Origin of the sequence: Bradyrhizobium sp. dw_78 (genome assembly GCF_018449525.1) — a bacterium.
Lineage (GTDB): Bacteria > Pseudomonadota > Alphaproteobacteria > Rhizobiales > Xanthobacteraceae > Bradyrhizobium.
Genome location: NZ_JAAVUS010000011.1, coordinates 1 through 17,054, shown reverse-complemented (window position 1 = coordinate 17,054; position 17,054 = coordinate 1). Strand labels below are relative to the sequence as shown.

General features: G+C 58.5%; 15 protein-coding genes and 1 pseudogene. 6 read left to right on the top strand and 10 right to left on the bottom strand.

Annotated features, from left to right (window positions below):
* Position 1 precedes the first annotated feature (1 nt).
* The 9 genes from hypB to HB630_RS24175 all read right to left on the bottom strand — a co-directional run bounded on the left by hypB (position 2) and on the right by HB630_RS24175 (position 7,707).
* Positions 2-892 (bottom strand): hydrogenase nickel incorporation protein HypB, encoded by an 891-nt coding sequence (gene hypB / locus HB630_RS24215; RefSeq protein WP_213775234.1) that lies wholly within the window; start codon positions 890-892, stop codon positions 2-4.
* Positions 892-1,233, bottom strand: coding sequence for a hydrogenase maturation nickel metallochaperone HypA (gene hypA / locus HB630_RS24210; RefSeq protein ID WP_213775233.1), 342 nt, complete (start codon positions 1,231-1,233; stop codon positions 892-894). The genes hypB and hypA overlap by 1 nt, the downstream gene beginning before the upstream one ends.
* A complete protein-coding gene (locus HB630_RS24205; RefSeq protein WP_213775232.1) occupies positions 1,226-1,651 on the bottom strand; it encodes a response regulator in 426 nt (141 codons plus the stop codon). Before HB630_RS24205 ends, hypA begins: the two co-directional genes overlap by 8 nt.
* Positions 1,648-2,142, bottom strand: a complete 495-nt coding sequence (locus HB630_RS24200; RefSeq protein ID WP_213775231.1) for a hydrogenase maturation protease — start codon at positions 2,140-2,142, stop codon at positions 1,648-1,650. The genes HB630_RS24205 and HB630_RS24200 overlap by 4 nt, the downstream gene beginning before the upstream one ends.
* Positions 2,139-3,620, bottom strand: a complete 1,482-nt coding sequence (locus tag HB630_RS24195) for a Ni/Fe hydrogenase subunit alpha (protein ID WP_213775230.1) — start codon at positions 3,618-3,620, stop codon at positions 2,139-2,141. Before HB630_RS24195 ends, HB630_RS24200 begins: the two co-directional genes overlap by 4 nt.
* A gap of 25 nt (positions 3,621-3,645) precedes the next feature.
* Positions 3,646-4,236 carry an NADP oxidoreductase gene (locus HB630_RS24190; RefSeq protein WP_276571635.1) on the bottom strand — a complete coding sequence of 197 codons (591 nt, stop codon included), beginning with the start codon at positions 4,234-4,236 and terminating at the stop codon, positions 3,646-3,648.
* Positions 4,233-4,955 carry a 2Fe-2S iron-sulfur cluster-binding protein gene (locus tag HB630_RS24185; protein WP_213775228.1) on the bottom strand — a complete coding sequence of 241 codons (723 nt, stop codon included), beginning with the start codon at positions 4,953-4,955 and terminating at the stop codon, positions 4,233-4,235. The genes HB630_RS24190 and HB630_RS24185 overlap by 4 nt, the downstream gene beginning before the upstream one ends.
* 1 nt (position 4,956) lies before the next feature.
* Complete coding sequence (locus HB630_RS24180; RefSeq protein ID WP_213775227.1) at positions 4,957-6,795, bottom strand: NAD(P)H-dependent oxidoreductase subunit E; 1,839 nt, start codon at positions 6,793-6,795, stop codon at positions 4,957-4,959.
* 396 nt (positions 6,796-7,191) lie between these two features.
* Complete coding sequence (locus tag HB630_RS24175) at positions 7,192-7,707, bottom strand: LuxR C-terminal-related transcriptional regulator (RefSeq protein WP_213775226.1); 516 nt, start codon at positions 7,705-7,707, stop codon at positions 7,192-7,194.
* A 603-nt stretch (positions 7,708-8,310) separates the two neighbouring features.
* On the opposite strand from HB630_RS24175, the gene HB630_RS24170 reads away from it, so the two are divergent.
* The 6 genes and pseudogenes from HB630_RS24170 to HB630_RS28495 all read left to right on the top strand — a co-directional run.
* The gene (locus tag HB630_RS24170) at positions 8,311-9,507 is read left to right on the top strand and encodes an efflux RND transporter periplasmic adaptor subunit (protein WP_213775225.1); all 1,197 of its coding nucleotides are present in this window, start codon (positions 8,311-8,313) and stop codon (positions 9,505-9,507) included.
* Between the two features lie 2 nt (positions 9,508-9,509).
* Positions 9,510-12,611 carry an efflux RND transporter permease subunit gene (locus HB630_RS24165; RefSeq protein WP_213775224.1) on the top strand — a complete coding sequence of 1,034 codons (3,102 nt, stop codon included), beginning with the start codon at positions 9,510-9,512 and terminating at the stop codon, positions 12,609-12,611.
* 206 nt (positions 12,612-12,817) lie between these two features.
* The gene (locus tag HB630_RS24160; RefSeq protein ID WP_213775223.1) at positions 12,818-13,135 is read left to right on the top strand and encodes a hypothetical protein; all 318 of its coding nucleotides are present in this window, start codon (positions 12,818-12,820) and stop codon (positions 13,133-13,135) included.
* 325 nt (positions 13,136-13,460) lie between these two features.
* Positions 13,461-13,928 carry a LuxR C-terminal-related transcriptional regulator gene (locus tag HB630_RS24155; protein ID WP_213775222.1) on the top strand — a complete coding sequence of 156 codons (468 nt, stop codon included), beginning with the start codon at positions 13,461-13,463 and terminating at the stop codon, positions 13,926-13,928.
* Between the two features lie 679 nt (positions 13,929-14,607).
* A complete protein-coding gene (locus tag HB630_RS24150) occupies positions 14,608-15,153 on the top strand; it encodes a general stress protein (RefSeq protein ID WP_213775221.1) in 546 nt (181 codons plus the stop codon).
* A gap of 211 nt (positions 15,154-15,364) precedes the next feature.
* Positions 15,365-15,694, top strand: a pseudogene (locus tag HB630_RS28495) (ATP-binding protein); the annotation flags it as partial.
* Between the two features lie 48 nt (positions 15,695-15,742).
* Here the strand turns inward: HB630_RS28495 and HB630_RS24145 are convergent.
* Positions 15,743-15,946: a hypothetical protein gene (locus HB630_RS24145; protein ID WP_249781026.1), complete on the bottom strand. Its 204-nt coding sequence runs from the start codon at positions 15,944-15,946 to the stop codon at positions 15,743-15,745.
* Between the last annotated feature and the right edge of the window lie 1,108 nt (positions 15,947-17,054).

Sequence of the window (17,054 nt, the reverse complement as noted above, 5' to 3'; positions counted from 1 at the left end):
CTCATTCCGCACACTCGTCCATTTTGGCCACCGTTGACGCTTGAGCCGCAATCCAGTCATAGAAGGCCTGAAGCCCCTCCCCCGTTCTCGCCGAGACGAGCATGGTCTGAATATTCGGATTCACGCGCTGCGCCGCTTCGATACAAGCGTTCACGTCGAAATCAACATGAGGCAAAAGATCGATCTTGTTGAGAAGCATCAGGTCGGCTGCAGCAAACATATCCGGATATTTGAGCGGCTTGTCCTCACCCTCGGTAACCGAGAGCACGACGACCTTGTGCGCCTCGCCAAGATCGAAAGCGGCGGGGCAAACGAGATTGCCGACGTTCTCGATGAACAGCAGGCCGCCCGCCGTCACAGGTAGACGATGCAACGCATGACCCACCATGTGAGCATCGAGATGGCAGCCCTTGCCGGTGTTGATCTGGACGGCCGGCGCACCGGCGGCGCGGATTCTGTCGGCATCGTTCGAAGTTTGTTGGTCTCCCTCGATCACCGCGATCGAAAATCGCTCCTTCAATTCAGCGATCGTTCGTACCAGCAATGAAGTTTTGCCGGAACCAGGACTGGAAACGAAGTTGAGCGCGAAGATTCCTGCCCCGCGCAGCCGCACACGATTGGCGTCGGCGAATGCACCATTTTTCGAAAGGATATCGCGCTCAATACGGATTGTCCGTTCCTGGCTCAGCCCCGCAACCGCCAAACCCGCCGGCCCCGTACCGAAATCAATCGATTCGTGGTCGTGGTCATGGGTACCATTTGCATGTTCATGCGCGTGGCCATGCACATGATCATGATGTGAATGACCAAACGTGTGCGATCCAGTTTGGTTGTGGCCGCCAATCTTTCCAATCGAGATGTCTTCTGTCCCGCATCCGCATATTATGCACATCAATCGACCTCCAATTCCGCCAACTGCAACTCGTCGCCAGCCAAGATTTGAAGCGGCGCTTTTCCGCAGTGCGGACATGCCGCGAACCGTTCATCAAGCAATGCGGTACTTTCGCAACCGAAACACCAGCCCCGCCCAGGCACCATCTCGATCTCCAGCCGCGCACCATCGGCGATGGTACCGTTCGTAACCGCGTCGAAGCAGAACCGCAGCGCCTCCGGTTCGGCATGCCCAAGGGCGCCGAGCCTCAGACGGATTACCCGTACCTGCGAGAATGCCTGCTTTCGCGCCTCTGCTGCGACCAGATCGACAATGCCTTCGATAAGGGACACTTCATGCATCCCCTCGCTCCCCGCGAGCCGCACGTTCGGTGACATCAAGGCGCGTCTTGAGCGCCTGGATCATGACCGCGGGATCGATAGGCTTGAGGAATACGCCGGAGACGCCGAGTTCGTGCAGCCCGACGGATCCAACAAGCGCCTCGCCGGCCGTGCTGACGATGTAGAACGGTGTCGTGCTGCCGGTCGCCCTGAGCCGCTCCGAAACCGTTCCACCAGCATCGGCGGGTTCGATCATCAGCTCGGCCAGAATGACATCCGGCTTGATCCGCCGCGCCGTGCGCTCACCCTCCCGTCCATTCGCCGCTTCGCCAACCGTGAAGCCGGCATTTTCAAGGGCGATGCGTAGCGTTGCCCGCGCATGAGCGTCTTCATCGATCAGGAGTATGGTCTTCCTTGAATTGCCAAAACCGATATTCATGGCGCCTCTCCGGTCTGACAAGAGCGTATGCGTTCACCAAGCATCGCTAGCGCGGCACGCAGATTATGCTTCGCTTCCATCGTGAGTTCCTCCAGGAACTCGAATTCATAGCCTCGTATGCCGACCAGAAATGCCCGCGGTGACCCGCCGTAATATTGCCGGGCTATCGCCAGGATAACCTCCGGCCGGACCAGGTGACTGGTGAACTCGATGCCTGATGCAGGAGAAAGATCGCTCATGGAGTATGGCGCTGGCCCGGCCCTCGCAGCGTCCACGAACCACACGATGTCATGCTCCGCGACATCGATCGCATCTTCGATGTTGAGCTGGTAATTGTCATGAGCGGTGACATTGCGCCATGCCAGCCTCTCGATTTCGGCGACCATCGCCGGACCCAGGCCGTCGTCCTGGCGCCCCGGATTGCCGTAGCCCAGAACCAGGATGCGGGCCTGTCCATTTGCAGGCGCCATCTTTGTTGCGACCGAACTCATTCTTTTATCCGGGTCGCAATCACCGAACCTTCGGCATCCTCGAGCGTGACGACGAGCGGCATCTGGCCAAGCGCGTGTGTGGCGCATGAGAGACACGGGTCATAGGCCCGAATCGCGACCTCGATGTGGTTCAGCAGACCTTCGGTGATCTCGTGGCCGGCAAGATAATCGATGGCGACCTTGGTCACGGACCGATTCATCGCCTCGTTATTGTTGGTTGTCGAAACGATGAGGTTGGCGCTGGTCACCTGGTCGTTATGGTCCACCGCGTAGTGATGAAGCAACGTGCCGCGTGGCGCTTCGATGATCGCAACGCCTTCCGACCGGCGCTGGCCGCTCGCGACCAAATCGGTCCCTTGAAGATCATCGTCGAATAGAAGTTTCTTGATCGTCTCGGCGCAGTGGATCATGCAGATCAGCCGCGCCCAGTGATAGGCAAGCGTCGCATGGACCAGCCCGCCATGCCCAAGCGCCATGAACTCCTTGCGTGCGATCTCGGCGATAGGTGTGCCGATGAAGGCACAGCAGTTCAGTTGTGCCAGGGGACCGACCCGATACCAGCCGTCCTCGCGCCCGAGCGAACGAATGTGTGGAAACTTCATATAGCTCCAGGAGCGGACTTCCTCGGTGAGGTAGTCGCGGTAGTCGACCGGGCGGACGCCCTCGAAGATCGACTCGCCGTCCGCATCGATGGCGCGGAGCGTGCCATCGTATAGATCCATTCCGCCATCTGCTCCGACGAGGCTCATGTAGCTCGACGGAAAGCTTGCAAATGTCTCGTGCAGCGTCTCATGCGAATGAACAAAGGATTTGTGAAGCTCCAGAGCCTCGCAACACCAATTGATGATTTGATCGATATCCTTCCTGAGCGCATCCCGGTTCTCCACGGTCAGGTTCTGGTTGACTCCGCCTGGGATGCACAGTCTTGGATGGATTCGCCTGCCGCCGGTCGCGGCGATCACTTGCTGACCGTATTTGCGGATAAAGATCGCCCACTTGCCGACTTGCGGAAAGGCTTCGATCACGCCAATTATGTTGCGTTGCGCGACCGGCGCTTCGAAGCCGAGCAGAAGATCAGGCGAGGCCAGATGAAAAAAATTCAGGGCGTTCGACTGCAGCACCTGGCCGTAATGCATCAGCCTCCGCATCTTCTCTGCCGTCGGCGTCAACTGGTCTACTCCGGCGATGACATCCATTGCTTTGCCGGCGCCAAGATGATGGCTCACCGGACAAATACCGCAGAGGCGCTGAACGATGACGGGAACCTCCCAATACATGCGCCCACAGATGAATCTCTCGAACCCGCGGAACTCCACGATATGAAACCGTGCCTGTTCGACCTCGCCGGCCTCGTTGAGCTTGATGGTAACCTTGCCGTGGCCTTCAACGCGGGTCACCGGATCGATGACGATTTTACGCGGTCCCAGGCGGCCCTTCAGCGGGTTACCCTGTGGCTGACTGACCTGAACATCGCTCATGGTGTACGTCCCTGTATGGCGCGCATCATTCGTACTTGCACAGCAAGTAGGGCAAAGTCGGTGCCTTGCCGGTGAGCAAGGCCTTGAGCCCCTCCCACATGGCGTCGCCGGAAGGCGGGCAACCTGGCAGGAAATAGTCGATCTTCACGATCTCATGCGATGGGTAGACACGGTCGAGGAGCAGCGGCAGATCCTCGTCGTTCGGAATCATGCCGGCGCCTTCGAGAGACGGCCCGTTGAGATAGACCGCCTCCAGGCACTCCCGAAGACCGATCGTGTTGCGCATCGCAGGTACGCCGCCATTGATCGCGCATGCGCCGACCGAGATCAGGATACGGCAATGCTTGCGGAATTCCCTGAGCTCCTTGACATTGTACTCATTCGAGCAGCCGCCTTCGACGAAGCCGACATCAACCTGTCGATCGAACGCTTTCTTGTCATCGAACGGTGACACGTCCAGATCGACGAGGTCGACCAATTCGAGGATTCGCTCGTCGATATCGAGAAGCGACATGTGGCATCCAAAACAGCCTGTCAGGGCGCAGGTCGCGAGACTCGGCTTGGAGCGTGACGCTGCCGGGCCTGTCGTTGAACCTGCGTCGAGCGTCGCTGTCATGACTGACGCCTTGTTCGTTTCGCCTCGATATCGCTGCCGATTGGCGTCTTGTCGAAGCGACGGCTACCGTTTGGAACCTGGTAGTTGTGACGTTTGATGACGATACAAGCGACCGGACAGACACTCGCCGCCTTGTCAATCGCGGCCATCTGGGTTTCCCCAAGGCCTCCCTGCGCATCGACATTCAGCCGCATCGCGATCCCGCGTCCTTCAAAGCCGAAAACCGTCTTGCCATCCTCCATCCGCGACGCGCGAATGCAGCGCGAACAGAGAATGCAGCGGTCGTGGTCGAGATAGATGTCAGGATGCGTGGCATCGATCTTCCGCTCAGGCCACTGATATGGTTGAGTGGGCGCAACCATGCCCAGCCGGTACCCGAGCGCCTGTAATTCGCAGTCGCCACTCGCCACGCAATAGGGGCAAGGATGATTGCCCTCCACGAACAGCATTTCGATAACGGCGCGCCGGTCGCTGGTGAGCTGCGGCGTATCGTTCTCGATCACCATGCCATGCGCGGCCGGGGTCACGCAGGCGGCACTGTGGCGGCCATTGATCTTGCAGGTACAGACGCGGCAGTTTCCGGAGGGAGGCAGTTCCGGATGATGGCACAAGCGCGGAATATAGATACCGGCCTCGTCGCAGGCTTCGATCACCGATTGGCCCTCAGTCGCCTCGACCTCGATCCCGTCGATGTTGAATTTAAAGCTGGCGGCAACCATTTCACGTTTCCTCACTGAGTGGCTCGCGGCCCTGGACCGCCACGGCTTCGCGCAAGGCGTCATGCAAAGTCACGAGCGGCGTGAACGGGACGGCCGCAAGTCGGGCCTCGTAGAGTTCGGGGAAATTTCGCATTGTGGTCAGGATGGGGTTGGGGGCCGACTGGCCGAGGCCGCACCGGCTCATCCGCACGACGGTTTGGCCGAGCGCTTCCATCTCCGAGAGATCCGAAAGCGTCGCACGACCAGCGAGCACTTTCTCCATGCCTTGCTTGAGCAGTGTGGTGCCGACGCGGCAGGGCGTACACCATCCGCAGGATTCCTCAACAAAAAACTCGGCGAATTGCATCGCGACATCGAGCACGTCGCGCTGCGGACCGAAGACCATCGTCGAGCCTCCGGTCGATAGATCCTCATAGGCGATGCTCCGGCCGAAATCCTTCGGTGCGACCGAATGGCCCGAAGGACCGCTCACCTGGACGTAAATAGCGTCCGCTCCGCCGACCAAGTCTAGAAGCTCGCTGACGGTGACGCCGAACGGCACTTCATAGACGCCGGGTCGAGCGCAATCGCCCGAGACGCTGATCAGCTTCGTACCGGCCGACTCCTTCGTGCCATAACTCGTGAACCAAGCCACGCCTTTCTCCAAGATGCGGGCGGCGCAGATCAGGGTCTCGACATTGTCGATGGCGGTCGGCTGTTGTAAGTAACCGCGCTCCGTCGGGAACGGCGGTCGATCGCGTGGCGAGCCACGCTTGCCCTCAAGCGATTCAATCAGCGAGGATTCTTCACCACATATGTAAGCACCAGCGCCGAGTTGAATTCGAATATCGAAATCAAATCCTTGCCGCCCACAGATATTCGCGCCGAGCAGCCCGAGGCTGCGGCGAGTCCTCAACGTTTCCTGAAGTGTCTCCCACAGATAGGCGTACTCGCCCCGGAGATATAGGATTCCATGCTGCGAACCGAGAGCGTAGCCGGCGATGGTCAGTCCGTCAAAAACCAGATCCGGAAACTCGGCGAGCAACATTCGATCCTTAAAGGTGCCTGGCTCCCCCTCATCGGCATTGCAAAGAATGTAATGCTCCTTGCCTGCCGACTTTCGAGTAAGGCGCCACTTCATGCCGGTTGGAAATCCGGCACCGCCGCGCCCCCGGAGTTTGGAACTCGTGATCTCTTCGATGACTTTCTCAGGCGTCATGGCCAGGGCAGCCTTTAGTCCGCGTGCCCGAACCACCGGCCTCGTCAGCAGCGGCCCGGCTTGAATGAGGCTTGGGCGCACGTTGGATTTCGGCAACTTCAATGCCTGCGCCGCTGTGGGCGGATAGGACGACAGACCAAGGCCGTCCTCCTCATGTCGGAGAGCAGCAATGATCCCAGGCACATCCAGCGGCGTAAGCGAAGTCAATATCATCCCGTTGACCAAGGCCGCCGGTTCCTGATCAGCCATGCCAATATCATTCGTCCATTCCAGCGTGAACATGCCATCAAGCGACGTCTCCCCCATAGCAATGCCCAGCGATTGCCCAAACGCCTCTGCGACTTCCCTGGCGCCATTCATCATCGAGATTGGCGTCTTCGAGAGACGGATCCGGTTGCGCCCTCGCGGCGTCTGGTCGAAGAATGCATAAAAGGACACCATCTCAATGACTTCGACGGGATGCATGCCAAGTCTACTTGAGATTGAACTTATCGCTTCCTGACTGACATGACCGAAGCGGTGCTGCACCCGCCCAACAATATCCAACAGACGATTACGGTCGGATTTAAACTCATCGACGATGGCCCCTATCGTAAGGGCGTTGCTGCATACAGATGCCTCGGTCCCATCCAACGTCGTCATGCCGCAACCGCCGTGATCTAGCCGCAATGGTTTTTCGACTTCAGAAGATAGCCGTCTAACGATCGCACGCGGTAGGCTCGGAAACTACCTAGCCATGCCGAAGATTGCGCGGCGAGATTTCAAGCATACGAGCGAGCAATGTATTTCGAGCGATCAGCGTACCTCGGTTCCAGAAGCCCCCGAAGGTGTTCAGCCGGTCTTGCAATCAACCCGGGGCGCGCGATTGGTTGCTACGTCAGCAGAGCGGGCACCGCGAGCCCCGTGACCAACGGATTTGGTTCGGCGTACGACAATGCCTTACAAAACGGCGACGTTTCCTGCCGCTCGGCACGAATGCTAGGGATAACTCGGAGCAAAACCCCTTATCCAGCACTGGGCAATTTAAGGATGGCAGCGTCATTGAGCCGTCACTTTGATTGGATTTATCCAGTCGGCGGCGAGCGCCAAGCGCGCTAATTCCGGAAGCGACTTCGCACCTGTTCTTTTCATGATCGAGGCACGATGATTTTCAACGGTGCGCCGGCTGATGCAAAGATCCACTGCGATATTCTTGCTCAGAACGCCGGCGAGAACCAACCTCATGACCTGATACTGTCGATGGGTAAGACCTGAGAGACGCTTCTCTGCATCTTCATGCACCCCGAGCAGTTTAAGAAGCAGATCGTCCCTTTTTTGAAGCACATGACACCCGCCGCATTTTGCCGGGTAGCCGGTGTGAAGCATGGCTTCACTAATCGCATCTTCAATTCCGGCTATTGAGCCCGAGACAGGTCTCATGCGCTCGTCGGCGAAATCTTCGTGGTCGCGGATATGGTAGTGGCGCATCATAATAACTCCGCTCTCGCATCCAACGCGCAACGCCAGCAGGTTGACCCGGCCATTGCGCACGCCTGGCAACAATGTGTAGGCCATACTGCTCCGCCAAGTCAGCGAGTCTGGTCAATTTTGCTCACAAGCTTCGCTGAACATGAGATATCACAACAATGCTACCGGGTTGATTCTCCTCGGCCGCTGGATCTAGAGCAACTTTCGGTGGAGCAATTTTATAACAGCTTTATCTAATCCGATCGATGCCATCTAGCGGCAAGGTTTCTGGGAACCTATCGCACGCAGCACGTCGGCGGCGGTAACGATGGAATTCTTGCGAGGAGCGAGAAGTCAGTCTCGTAAGACATCGCGTAGTCTGATACTCTCGCGGGCTTCCGCATGGAAGAACCGCTGAGGAAGCTACGTTCCTATGCCCCTAGAAATCCAGCCGGTCAGGACGATGCTGAACACGGCGCGACGTCGGCAGTATTCCGTCCTGCAGGCCTGTCTCGAGACTGATTTCATTCGCTACGGTTGCTATCCCGCCACGAGTGGAGTTTGCTCGTCGGGCCCTGCAGCCGCATGGCAGAATTCAGCAAGCTGATGAACATTCGCCGAGTCAGCCTGCGTAGTTTCCGAGGGTACTCGCCCCGATCATCGACCGCTATCCTGAACTCCTAATTCCCGGAGTTTCTAGAGAACGCGCTTTTGTCCTCGCCTTACACATTAAGTCTCCGAGGCAGCTGGAAGCTTCTGGTTCCTGTAGCGGCGATCGCGCTGGCAGGCTACCTCGGCTGGCGTCATTACTATGGGAACGTCACGGGAACGGGAGCCAAAGACCAAAGCGCAAGTGAGGCGGCTGCACCTGTTCCCGTCAGCACCGCCAAAACACGGACAGCCGATTTCGCTGTCTACCTCAACGGGCTTGGCACCGCCGAATCCTACGAGACCGTCACCGTAAGCAGCCGCGTCGATGGTGAAATCACCAAGGTCGCATTCAAGCAAGGCCAGATGGTCAAGCAGGGCGACATTCTCGTCGAGATCGATCCGCGACCTTACCAGGCGGTCCTGGATCAAGCCCTCGCGAAAAAGGTACAAGATCTGGCCAGTCTGAAAGACGCCCAGCTCAACCTGCAGCGATATGCCACTCTGGCCAAGCAAGAATACGCCACACGGCAACAGCTCGACACGCAGCAATCTACGGTCGATCAGTTGACCGCCCAGATCGATGGCGATCAGGCTTTGATCGATACCGCCCAGACTCAAGTCGGCTACACCACGATCCGATCCCCTATCACGGGGAAGACCAGCTTCCGTCTCGTCGATCTCGGCAACATCGTTCATGCGGCCAGCGCCACGGGGATCGTGACGATTGCAAAGCTGCAACCGATCTCGGTGGTTTTCACAGCTCCCGAACAGGACATCCCGCGGATCAATATCGCTTTCGCCGCCGGCGCCGTGCCCGTGATCGTCCGTAGTTCGGATGGCTCAAAAATCCTGTCCCAGGGCCATCTCGCCATTGTCAATAATTTGGTCGATCAAGCGAGCGGCACCATCAGCATGAAGGCGACGTTCGAGAACAAGGACGATGCATTATGGCCCGGCCTGTCAGTTTCGACGCGCCTGCTGGTCGAGACGCGGAAACAGGTGACCGTCGTCTCCGACGATGCAATTCAGCACGGACCTAACGGGCTCTACGCTTATGTTGTCAACGCCGACGCCAAAGTCGAGATGCACCCCATCAAGATCGGTGAGGATGATGCCGGAACGGCCGTTGTCCTGCAGGGGTTGCAGCCCGGCGAGACCGTGGTGACCGCGGGCCAATACCGCCTGGTTCAGGGCTCCGTTGTCCAGTCAGCCCCACCCGGCGATGCCACGGCGACCCCTCAAGCCAAGGCGCCCTGATCGTGGCGGGCGGCATTTCCGAGCCATTCATCCGACATCCGATCGCCACCTCGTTGCTGATGATCGGTATCCTGTTCGTCGGTATCGTCGCCTATCCCAGATTGCCGGTGGCGCCCTTGCCGCAGGTCGACTTCCCGACCATTCAAGTGTCGGCGTCGCTGCCCGGCGCCAGCCCCGACACGATGGCCTCCGCTGTGGCCCAACCGCTGGAAACCCAATTCACCCAGATACCAAGTATCTCGCAGATGACCTCGACAAGCACGCTTGGCTCGACTGCGATCACAATTCAGTTTGACCTCGACCGTGACATCGACGGAGCTGCGAACGACGTGCAGGCAGCGATTAACGCCGCCGGTGGGCAATTGCCGAAGGACCTGCCGGCGCCACCGACCTACCGCAAGGTGAATCCCGCAGATTCGCCCATATTGTTGCTCGCGGCGACCTCGGAAACCCTGCCGCTGACCGAGGTCGATGACGACATCGAGACCAAGCTTGCCCAACAGATCAGCCAGATTTCCGGCGTGGCCCAGGTCACCGTCGGAGGCCAGCAGAAGCCGGCGATCCGCATCCAGCTCGACCCGTCAAAGCTGGTGGCGAAAGGCCTGTCGCTCGAAGATGTGCGCACGCAGCTTTCCGCGGCGACCACCGATAGTCCGAAAGGCGCGATCAAAGGCAATAAACGCTCGTACACCATTTACACCAACGATCAACTCATCACGGCCGAGCCCTGGAACGATGTTATTGTCGCTTATCGCGATAATGGGTCGGTGCGTGTGCGCGACATCGGTGACGCTGTCACCGCGGCGCAGGATTCGACACAGGCCGCCTGGGCCGACGGCAAGCGCGGCGTCTTCCTTGTCATCTACCAGCAGCCGGGCGCCAATGTCATCACCACCGTCGACAGCATCATGGCGGCTCTGCCGCGGCTGAAGGCGACCATGCCGCCCGCCATCAGCATCTTCGTGCTGAGCGACCGCACGCAGACAATCCGCGCGTCCATCCAGGACGTCCAGTTCACGCTGTTGCTCACCATCGCGCTGGTGATCATGGTGATCTTCATATTCCTGCGTAACCTCTGGGCAACGATCATCCCCAGCGTCGCGGTGCCGCTGGCCTTGCTTGGCGCATGCGCGCTGATGTGGATCGCGGGCTATAGTCTCGATAATCTCTCGCTCATGGCGCTCACCATTTCGGTCGGATTCGTCGTCGACGACGCCATCGTGATGTTGGAAAACATCACGCGCTATATCGAGAAGGGCGAGAAGCCATTCGCGGCCGCGCTGAAGGGGTCGCGCGAGATCGCCTTCACCATCGTCTCGATCAGCATATCGCTGATCGCCGTGCTGATCCCGCTGTTCCTGATGGGGGGCATCATCGGCCGGCTGTTCCGCGAATTCGCCGCGACGCTGTCGATGACGATCGTCGTGTCAGCCATCGTATCGCTGACCTTGACGCCCATGATGGCATCCCGCTTCCTGACCTCGTCCAAGGCGGCCAAGCATGGACGCATTTACGCGGGGAGCGAGCGAGCCTTCGAGGCCCTGTTGAAACTCTATGAGCAGGGACTCGACGGCGTACTTAAATTCCGATTCGTGACGCTGCTCGTCTTCCTCACAACCCTCGCCTTGACGGTCTATCTTTTCGTCATCATTCCGAAAGGCTTCTTTCCGCAACAGGATACCGGACTGATCACCGGCGTCGCCGAGGCAGGACAGGACGTTGCCCCGGCTGAAATGATGCGGCGCATGGAAGCGCTGGGCGCCGTCGTTCAGAACGATACTGCAGTGGCGCATGTCGCTATGTCCATCGGCAGCACCGGCAACGCGCTCAACACCGGCCGTCTGTTTATCACGTTGAAGCCGCGCGATCAGCGCACGGCGACCGCCGATCAGATCATCGCGCGGCTGGCACCCGGCCTGGCCGCGGTCCAGGGTGCGCGGCTATTTTTGCAGGCCACGCAGGATGTGACGGTGGGTGGACGCGCTTCGCGCACCCAGTATCAGTACACGCTGCAGGATCCCGATCTGGACGAACTGAACGCTTGGGCGCCGAAGATGCTGGCGACGTTGCAGAGCTTGTCACAATTGCGGGACGTGGCATCCGACCAACAGACACAGGGCACGACACTGACGACGACGATCGATCGAAGCCAGGCTTCGCGCTACGGCGTGACCCTTCAAACGATCGACGACACGCTCTACGATGCCTTTGGCCAGCGTCAAATCGCCCAGTACTTCACCCAGCTTTCGACCTATGAAGTGATCATGGAGGTGCTGCCGACCCTGCAGGGCGAAGTTGACACGCTCGGCACAATCTACCTGAAGTCACCCACGACGGGAAGTGAGGTGCCACTTTCGATATTCGCGCGATGGACGACGGTACCGGTCCAGCCGCTCTCCATCAGCCACCAGAGCCAGTTCCCGGCCGTCACACTCAGTTTCAACCTCGCTCCGAACGTATCACTCGGCGAAGCGACCGACGCGGTGGATGGCACAAGGCGTGGGCTGAAGCTCCCGGTCACGATCACGACTAGCTTTCAGGGCAACGCACAGGCGTTCCAGCAATCACTCTCGACGATACCGCTGTTGATCGTGGGCGCGTTGGCGATCGTCTATCTGATCCTCGGCATCCTCTATGAGAGCTATATCCACCCGCTAACGATCTTGTCGACGCTGCCATCGGCAGGCGCCGGGGCGCTGGCGACGCTGATGCTGTTCCATTTCGATTTCAGCGTGATCGCGCTGATTGGCATTATCCTGCTGATCGGCATCGTCAAAAAGAACGGCATCCTGCTGGTCGACTTCGCGATGGTGGCGCAGCGGGACGATCATTTGTCGGCCAAGGACGCCATCCGCCGCGCCGCGCTGCTGCGGTTCCGGCCGATCCTGATGACAACGATGGCGGCAATGCTTGGCGGAGTTCCTCTTATGCTCGGCCAGGGCACCGGCTCGGAACTCAGGCAGCCACTCGGCTACGCCATGGTCGGAGGCCTGATTGTCAGTCAGGCGCTGACATTGTTCACGACGCCGGTGATCTATCTCTATCTCGACCGGCTGGGTGATTGGATCGCGAGTTTGCGGTCGAGGAGTCCGGAGGTCGAGTAGCGGGCCGCAGCACCGGCGCGGACTGGAACATCTGAAGCGACAACCAGTTCACTCCGGACAGCGCTTCGGATGTTTACGCGCGAAAGCCCCGTTTATGTGGCCGCCAGCAACAGCCGACCGGCATGAATGCCCCAGGTTCGGCGGCGAGATAAAACCGACGCGCTCGACGATTGCAAAATCAGCGTCCACCAAAGGAGATGACGGCGATGGCTCATAAAGCAATTGAAGAAGGCTTGCGTACCGACGCGAATCCGGTCCCCAAGACGCCACCGCCGCATTTGGTCTGCGATATGCTTCATATCCTTCACGGGGCTCGCAGCCTGCCATCTGCCGAAGCCGTCGAGGCGATTCGGCCATTCGTCAACGCAATGCGCACCCGGGCTTCCGGAAATGATCGACTTGCAGATGCCTCTGCTGCCGCGGTGGGCGCGCTTATGCAGAGACTGGAGGATGAGGGCGTGGCCACCAATGATATTTGGCAGGAAGCCATCGAGGCATCGCTGAGCTTCGCAAATGAGGTTTAGCCAATTAACCGGCTCGCTCAGTCCCTGAAAAGTTGAAAAGGCGGTTGGGGGATGACCTCGGATGATCGTCCCGACCCGTGATCATCTCAAGCGGCAATCTGACGAATATCGATAGCGCACAAGAAACCACTGTACGCTATCCCATTCCTTGACCGACACCGTGGTCAAAATTGACCTTAACCAATGAGAAAAACATGGCTTTCGACGCATCGCTGCATTGCGCGTGCCCGGTGCAACCAACCTCGGCGAACAAACTTGTTAGGGAACTCAGCCTCACCGCACAGGCTTATCGCAGAGCCGCTCCAGCGCGGCTGGAGTAGCGCCGATGTTCCCCTGTAAAGTGCAAGACAACGTCCAGAACGAACGCTGGACAGGCCCGCTTTCACATTCCAAAATCACGTTTGAAGGTGCAACTGGCGCAGTTGTTTTGCACCAGATCAGTTATGCGGCGACATGTGCAGGATGCCCCGTCCTCCGGGAAAGGGAGGAACTGGTCACCATGATGTTCGGATTACACCACGCCGCCGAAAACCGTCTCGCGAGCTTGACCCCTCGAGAGCATGAGATCATGAAGCTGGTCCTTGTCGGTCATCCGAGCAAGAACATCGCTGCGGATCTTGGGATCAGCCAACGTACCGTCGAAAATCATCGAGCCTCGATCATGCGAAGAACCGGCTCGAAGTCGCTACCGGAGTTGGCTCGTCTGGCGCTCGCCGCTGACTGGACCCACCCAATCAACTCAACTGCCCCGGAAACGACTGTAGCGCAGCCAGGTCGCCATGTCGCTGCGTAGGCTCTTAAGATCAAAAATGGCCGAACGCGTATACATTGGATGGGCTGATGCCAGAGACTTTTTCTTCCTCGCGTCTTCCGCTCTACGCCCTAGTGCGTCCCCATTGCCCGAAATGCGACGCACAGATGACGCTTGCGCGAGGACTATCCGCTTTCGATATCCGTACATTCGAATACGACAGGTGCGATCACACCCACATCGCACCCGTTGCGACTGATCCGATGAAATCGGACCAGGCGGGCTGGCTGCTGGCCAGCGATCTTAGGGCACCGACATAAAGCCAATCCTATGCGTCAACCGGCGTTGAAGATGCTCCTCGACCGTCGTTCAAAGATGAACCCGCTTTTTGTGACGGGCCCGACCGATAGCCCTCGCCTCGGCGAAGCTGGACCGGGTTGCGCGGCCGGCGCGAGCGGGTGAGATGAAGCGCGGACTTCATGGAGTTCAGCGCGGTTCCCGAAGCACCAACTCTCGTTACCATTTCCATGATGTCGCCGTGGTGCGTGAGCCAAGACTGAGTAGTTTCCGAGTCTATCTTGGTAGGGGACCTCCAACCTAATCTTGGGGCAAAGATCAACTCCGAATCCGCGGCCTTCAGGCTGCGCCTTTGGCATGCGCCCAAGAACGATACGGACAGCCGGCGCGATGACCCAGCTTACCCCTCAAAAGGAGAATACCGATGGAAAATAACGACACAGTCATCGCCGTCTTCACCGACCATCCCGCGGCTGAAACGGCGATCAAGAAGCTGACCGCCGCAGGCTTTGAAATGAAAAACCTCAGTGTGGTCGGCAAGGGTTACCACACCGACGAAAAGGTTGTCGGATTCTACAATACCGGCGATCGCATCAAATTCTGGGGCACGCGCGGTGCATTCTGGGGCGGCTTCTGGGGCTTGTTCCTGGGTGGGCTGTTCATAACCGTTCCCGTTGTCGGGCAAGTTGTCGTGCTCGGCTATATCGCCACGATTGTGATTGCTGCCATCGAGAATGCCGTCATCGTCGGCGGCATAAGTGCCCTCGCCGCGGCGCTCTACAGCATTGGCGTGCCGAAGGACAGCGTGATCCAATATGAAACCGCGCTGGAAACCGACAGCTTCCTGGTGCTCGCACACGGCCCGGCGGCGGAAATTGCCCGAGCCAAGACGATCCTCGGCAGCGTCAATCCCTCGCGCGTCGATGTGCATACCAAAGCCGTAGAGCCCGCTGTCGCTGCCATCGGCTGATCCGTTTACGCGGGCGTCAGCTTATGAGAAACAAAACGAAATGAACGCCATGAGAATTTTTATCGCCCCGCTCGTGATCGGAACGCTTACGCTCGCCGGCGTATCATCCGCTGCGGCCCAATGGAAACCCGCATCGGATTAGGGAGTTACAAATACAAGACACAGGACGAGGTCCGAATCTGGCAACAAAAGCTGGACGATTTCGACGCCAGGACTCTCCAGCGATATGGAAGAAGACGACGACGCTTGGCGGGAAGTCTGGCTTCGGTCCGGCATCCTTCCGAAAGACATGCAAAGCGTCTTCCTCCTGATCGCTCGCGCCGCAAGGGATAACTTACCGTGTCCCAGCAATTCGGCGATCACCCGCGCTTACGGCACGCACTCGTTTCGCCGCGCCTGACGGACATTGGCCTACACCGAGGAACAGGATCTCCTAGTATGCCAGATCGACGGCGTGGGCCGGAGAATCACGACGCTCGTCGAACCCGCTTGGACAACAGCGCCGGGTAACCCCAATGCCGACGAAAAGTCCCCTTATTGATGTGCATGACACCGCGATCGGCGTAGTCGAGCGAATGGGGCAATGAGCTTACTTCGGTGGTTGCAAGCCGGAAGACGTGAGCCCTTCGTGCATATAGGCAGCGGTTTCCGCGTGCCGCACTCTGCGAATTAGGCGTTCACGCTCAATTCCCGGCGGGATGCCTTGGGCTTCTTTTCGCAGGCGTTGGGCCTCTTCCGCCAGGCGCTGATTTAATGTGGTGGTTTTCTTGAAACGGCGTCGCTGCTGCTGCATGGCGCTGCCTCCTGTTCGAGTGGGCGGGAGCACAACCGGCGTTCTCATAACCGATGAAAGCCATGCACTGAGCGGTGATGGAGAAAAGTCTATACCCCTTAGATCGAAACACGGGCCACAAGTGAACACAACGGGGCAATTAGGATACTGTCTAATCCGGATTAAGACAGTTGGGTTCATATACAGGCTGCCCCTCATCGTCCTGATTCCAAAGCGAAACACGCAGAATCATTTCTCTTTCAATTGGGTCTCGCGCGCCAATCGCTCAGCCTTTGGTCGCTCCCGGTTCTTGTGGAACGCCTTTTTGAAGGCGCTCACGATCGGTCAATGCCTTCTCGGCTTCAACGCTCCTGAATGCGGCGCGAGCTTCGCGCTCGGCAGTGGTGAGGATCTTTCGTTCTTTATCTCAACAATCATACTTCACCCCAACCTAAATCAGGTAGTGATAACGTGCGCATACGCAAAAGGTTGCAGCGCCATGAACATTTCGCGCGCCGCCCGAAATAGAACGTATCTAAATTCAATGGTTACTATCCAGGGCAGCCCGCGGTTGGCTGCGGCAAAGACAACTCGACGCGAGAATCAAATTAGGTAGGGGCGGTGCTCGCAACCGCCCTTTCGAATAACCATCGAAACTGAAAGAGGATACCAATTGAGCCGATCTCTTTATCTTTGCCCTGTGGAATCCTGTGCCAGCCTGATCCCAATCATCGGCCATGCCTCTGTCGAGCGGGTTGACGACCCGTTCAGCCTGTTGGTGACACTCCTCCGCCTGCTTTCGAAAGCACGCGATATCCTGCTCGGACATCTCTTCGGGATAGTCAAAGCCCCCGGCTGTTTCAATGCTCACCACGGCGCGCGCAGCCCGAGAGACAAAAGCCACCCCTGCATGTGCGAAGCAGTTTCGGCTCGTCGCGCCTTTTGCGGATAAATAACTCCCGAACGATGCCTCGATGAGGATGCCGGCGCGATCACATCGGCCCCTAAATTACGGTCAGCTTTCAAGCTCAGCTTTGATCGCGGGCGCTGTAGCGGGTGCCATCATCCCTTCGAGGAGGGCTCGGCCAGGTCCCGTTCATTAACTTTCCATAAACGAGCGATATTGACC

Bases quoted from the DNA above. Each gene is read 5' to 3' on its own strand.
- hypB (WP_213775234.1), bottom strand. From the start codon at position 892: ATGTGCATAATATGCGGATGCGGGACAGAAGACATCTCGATTGGAAAG.
- hypA (WP_213775233.1), bottom strand. From the start codon at position 1,233: ATGCATGAAGTGTCCCTTATCGAAGGCATTGTCGATCTGGTCGCAGCA.
- HB630_RS24205 (WP_213775232.1), bottom strand. From the start codon at position 1,651: ATGAATATCGGTTTTGGCAATTCAAGGAAGACCATACTCCTGATCGAT.
- HB630_RS24200 (WP_213775231.1), bottom strand. From the start codon at position 2,142: ATGAGTTCGGTCGCAACAAAGATGGCGCCTGCAAATGGACAGGCCCGC.
- HB630_RS24195 (WP_213775230.1), bottom strand. From the start codon at position 3,620: ATGAGCGATGTTCAGGTCAGTCAGCCACAGGGTAACCCGCTGAAGGGC.
- HB630_RS24190 (WP_276571635.1), bottom strand. From the start codon at position 4,236: ATGACAGCGACGCTCGACGCAGGTTCAACGACAGGCCCGGCAGCGTCA.
- HB630_RS24185 (WP_213775228.1), bottom strand. From the start codon at position 4,955: ATGGTTGCCGCCAGCTTTAAATTCAACATCGACGGGATCGAGGTCGAG.
- HB630_RS24180 (WP_213775227.1), bottom strand. From the start codon at position 6,795: ATGACGACGTTGGATGGGACCGAGGCATCTGTATGCAGCAACGCCCTT.
- HB630_RS24175 (WP_213775226.1), bottom strand. From the start codon at position 7,707: ATGGCCTACACATTGTTGCCAGGCGTGCGCAATGGCCGGGTCAACCTG.
- HB630_RS24160 (WP_213775223.1), top strand. From the start codon at position 12,818: ATGGCTCATAAAGCAATTGAAGAAGGCTTGCGTACCGACGCGAATCCG.
- HB630_RS24155 (WP_213775222.1), top strand. From the start codon at position 13,461: ATGTTCCCCTGTAAAGTGCAAGACAACGTCCAGAACGAACGCTGGACA.
- HB630_RS24150 (WP_213775221.1), top strand. From the start codon at position 14,608: ATGGAAAATAACGACACAGTCATCGCCGTCTTCACCGACCATCCCGCG.
- HB630_RS24145 (WP_249781026.1), bottom strand. From the start codon at position 15,946: ATGCAGCAGCAGCGACGCCGTTTCAAGAAAACCACCACATTAAATCAG.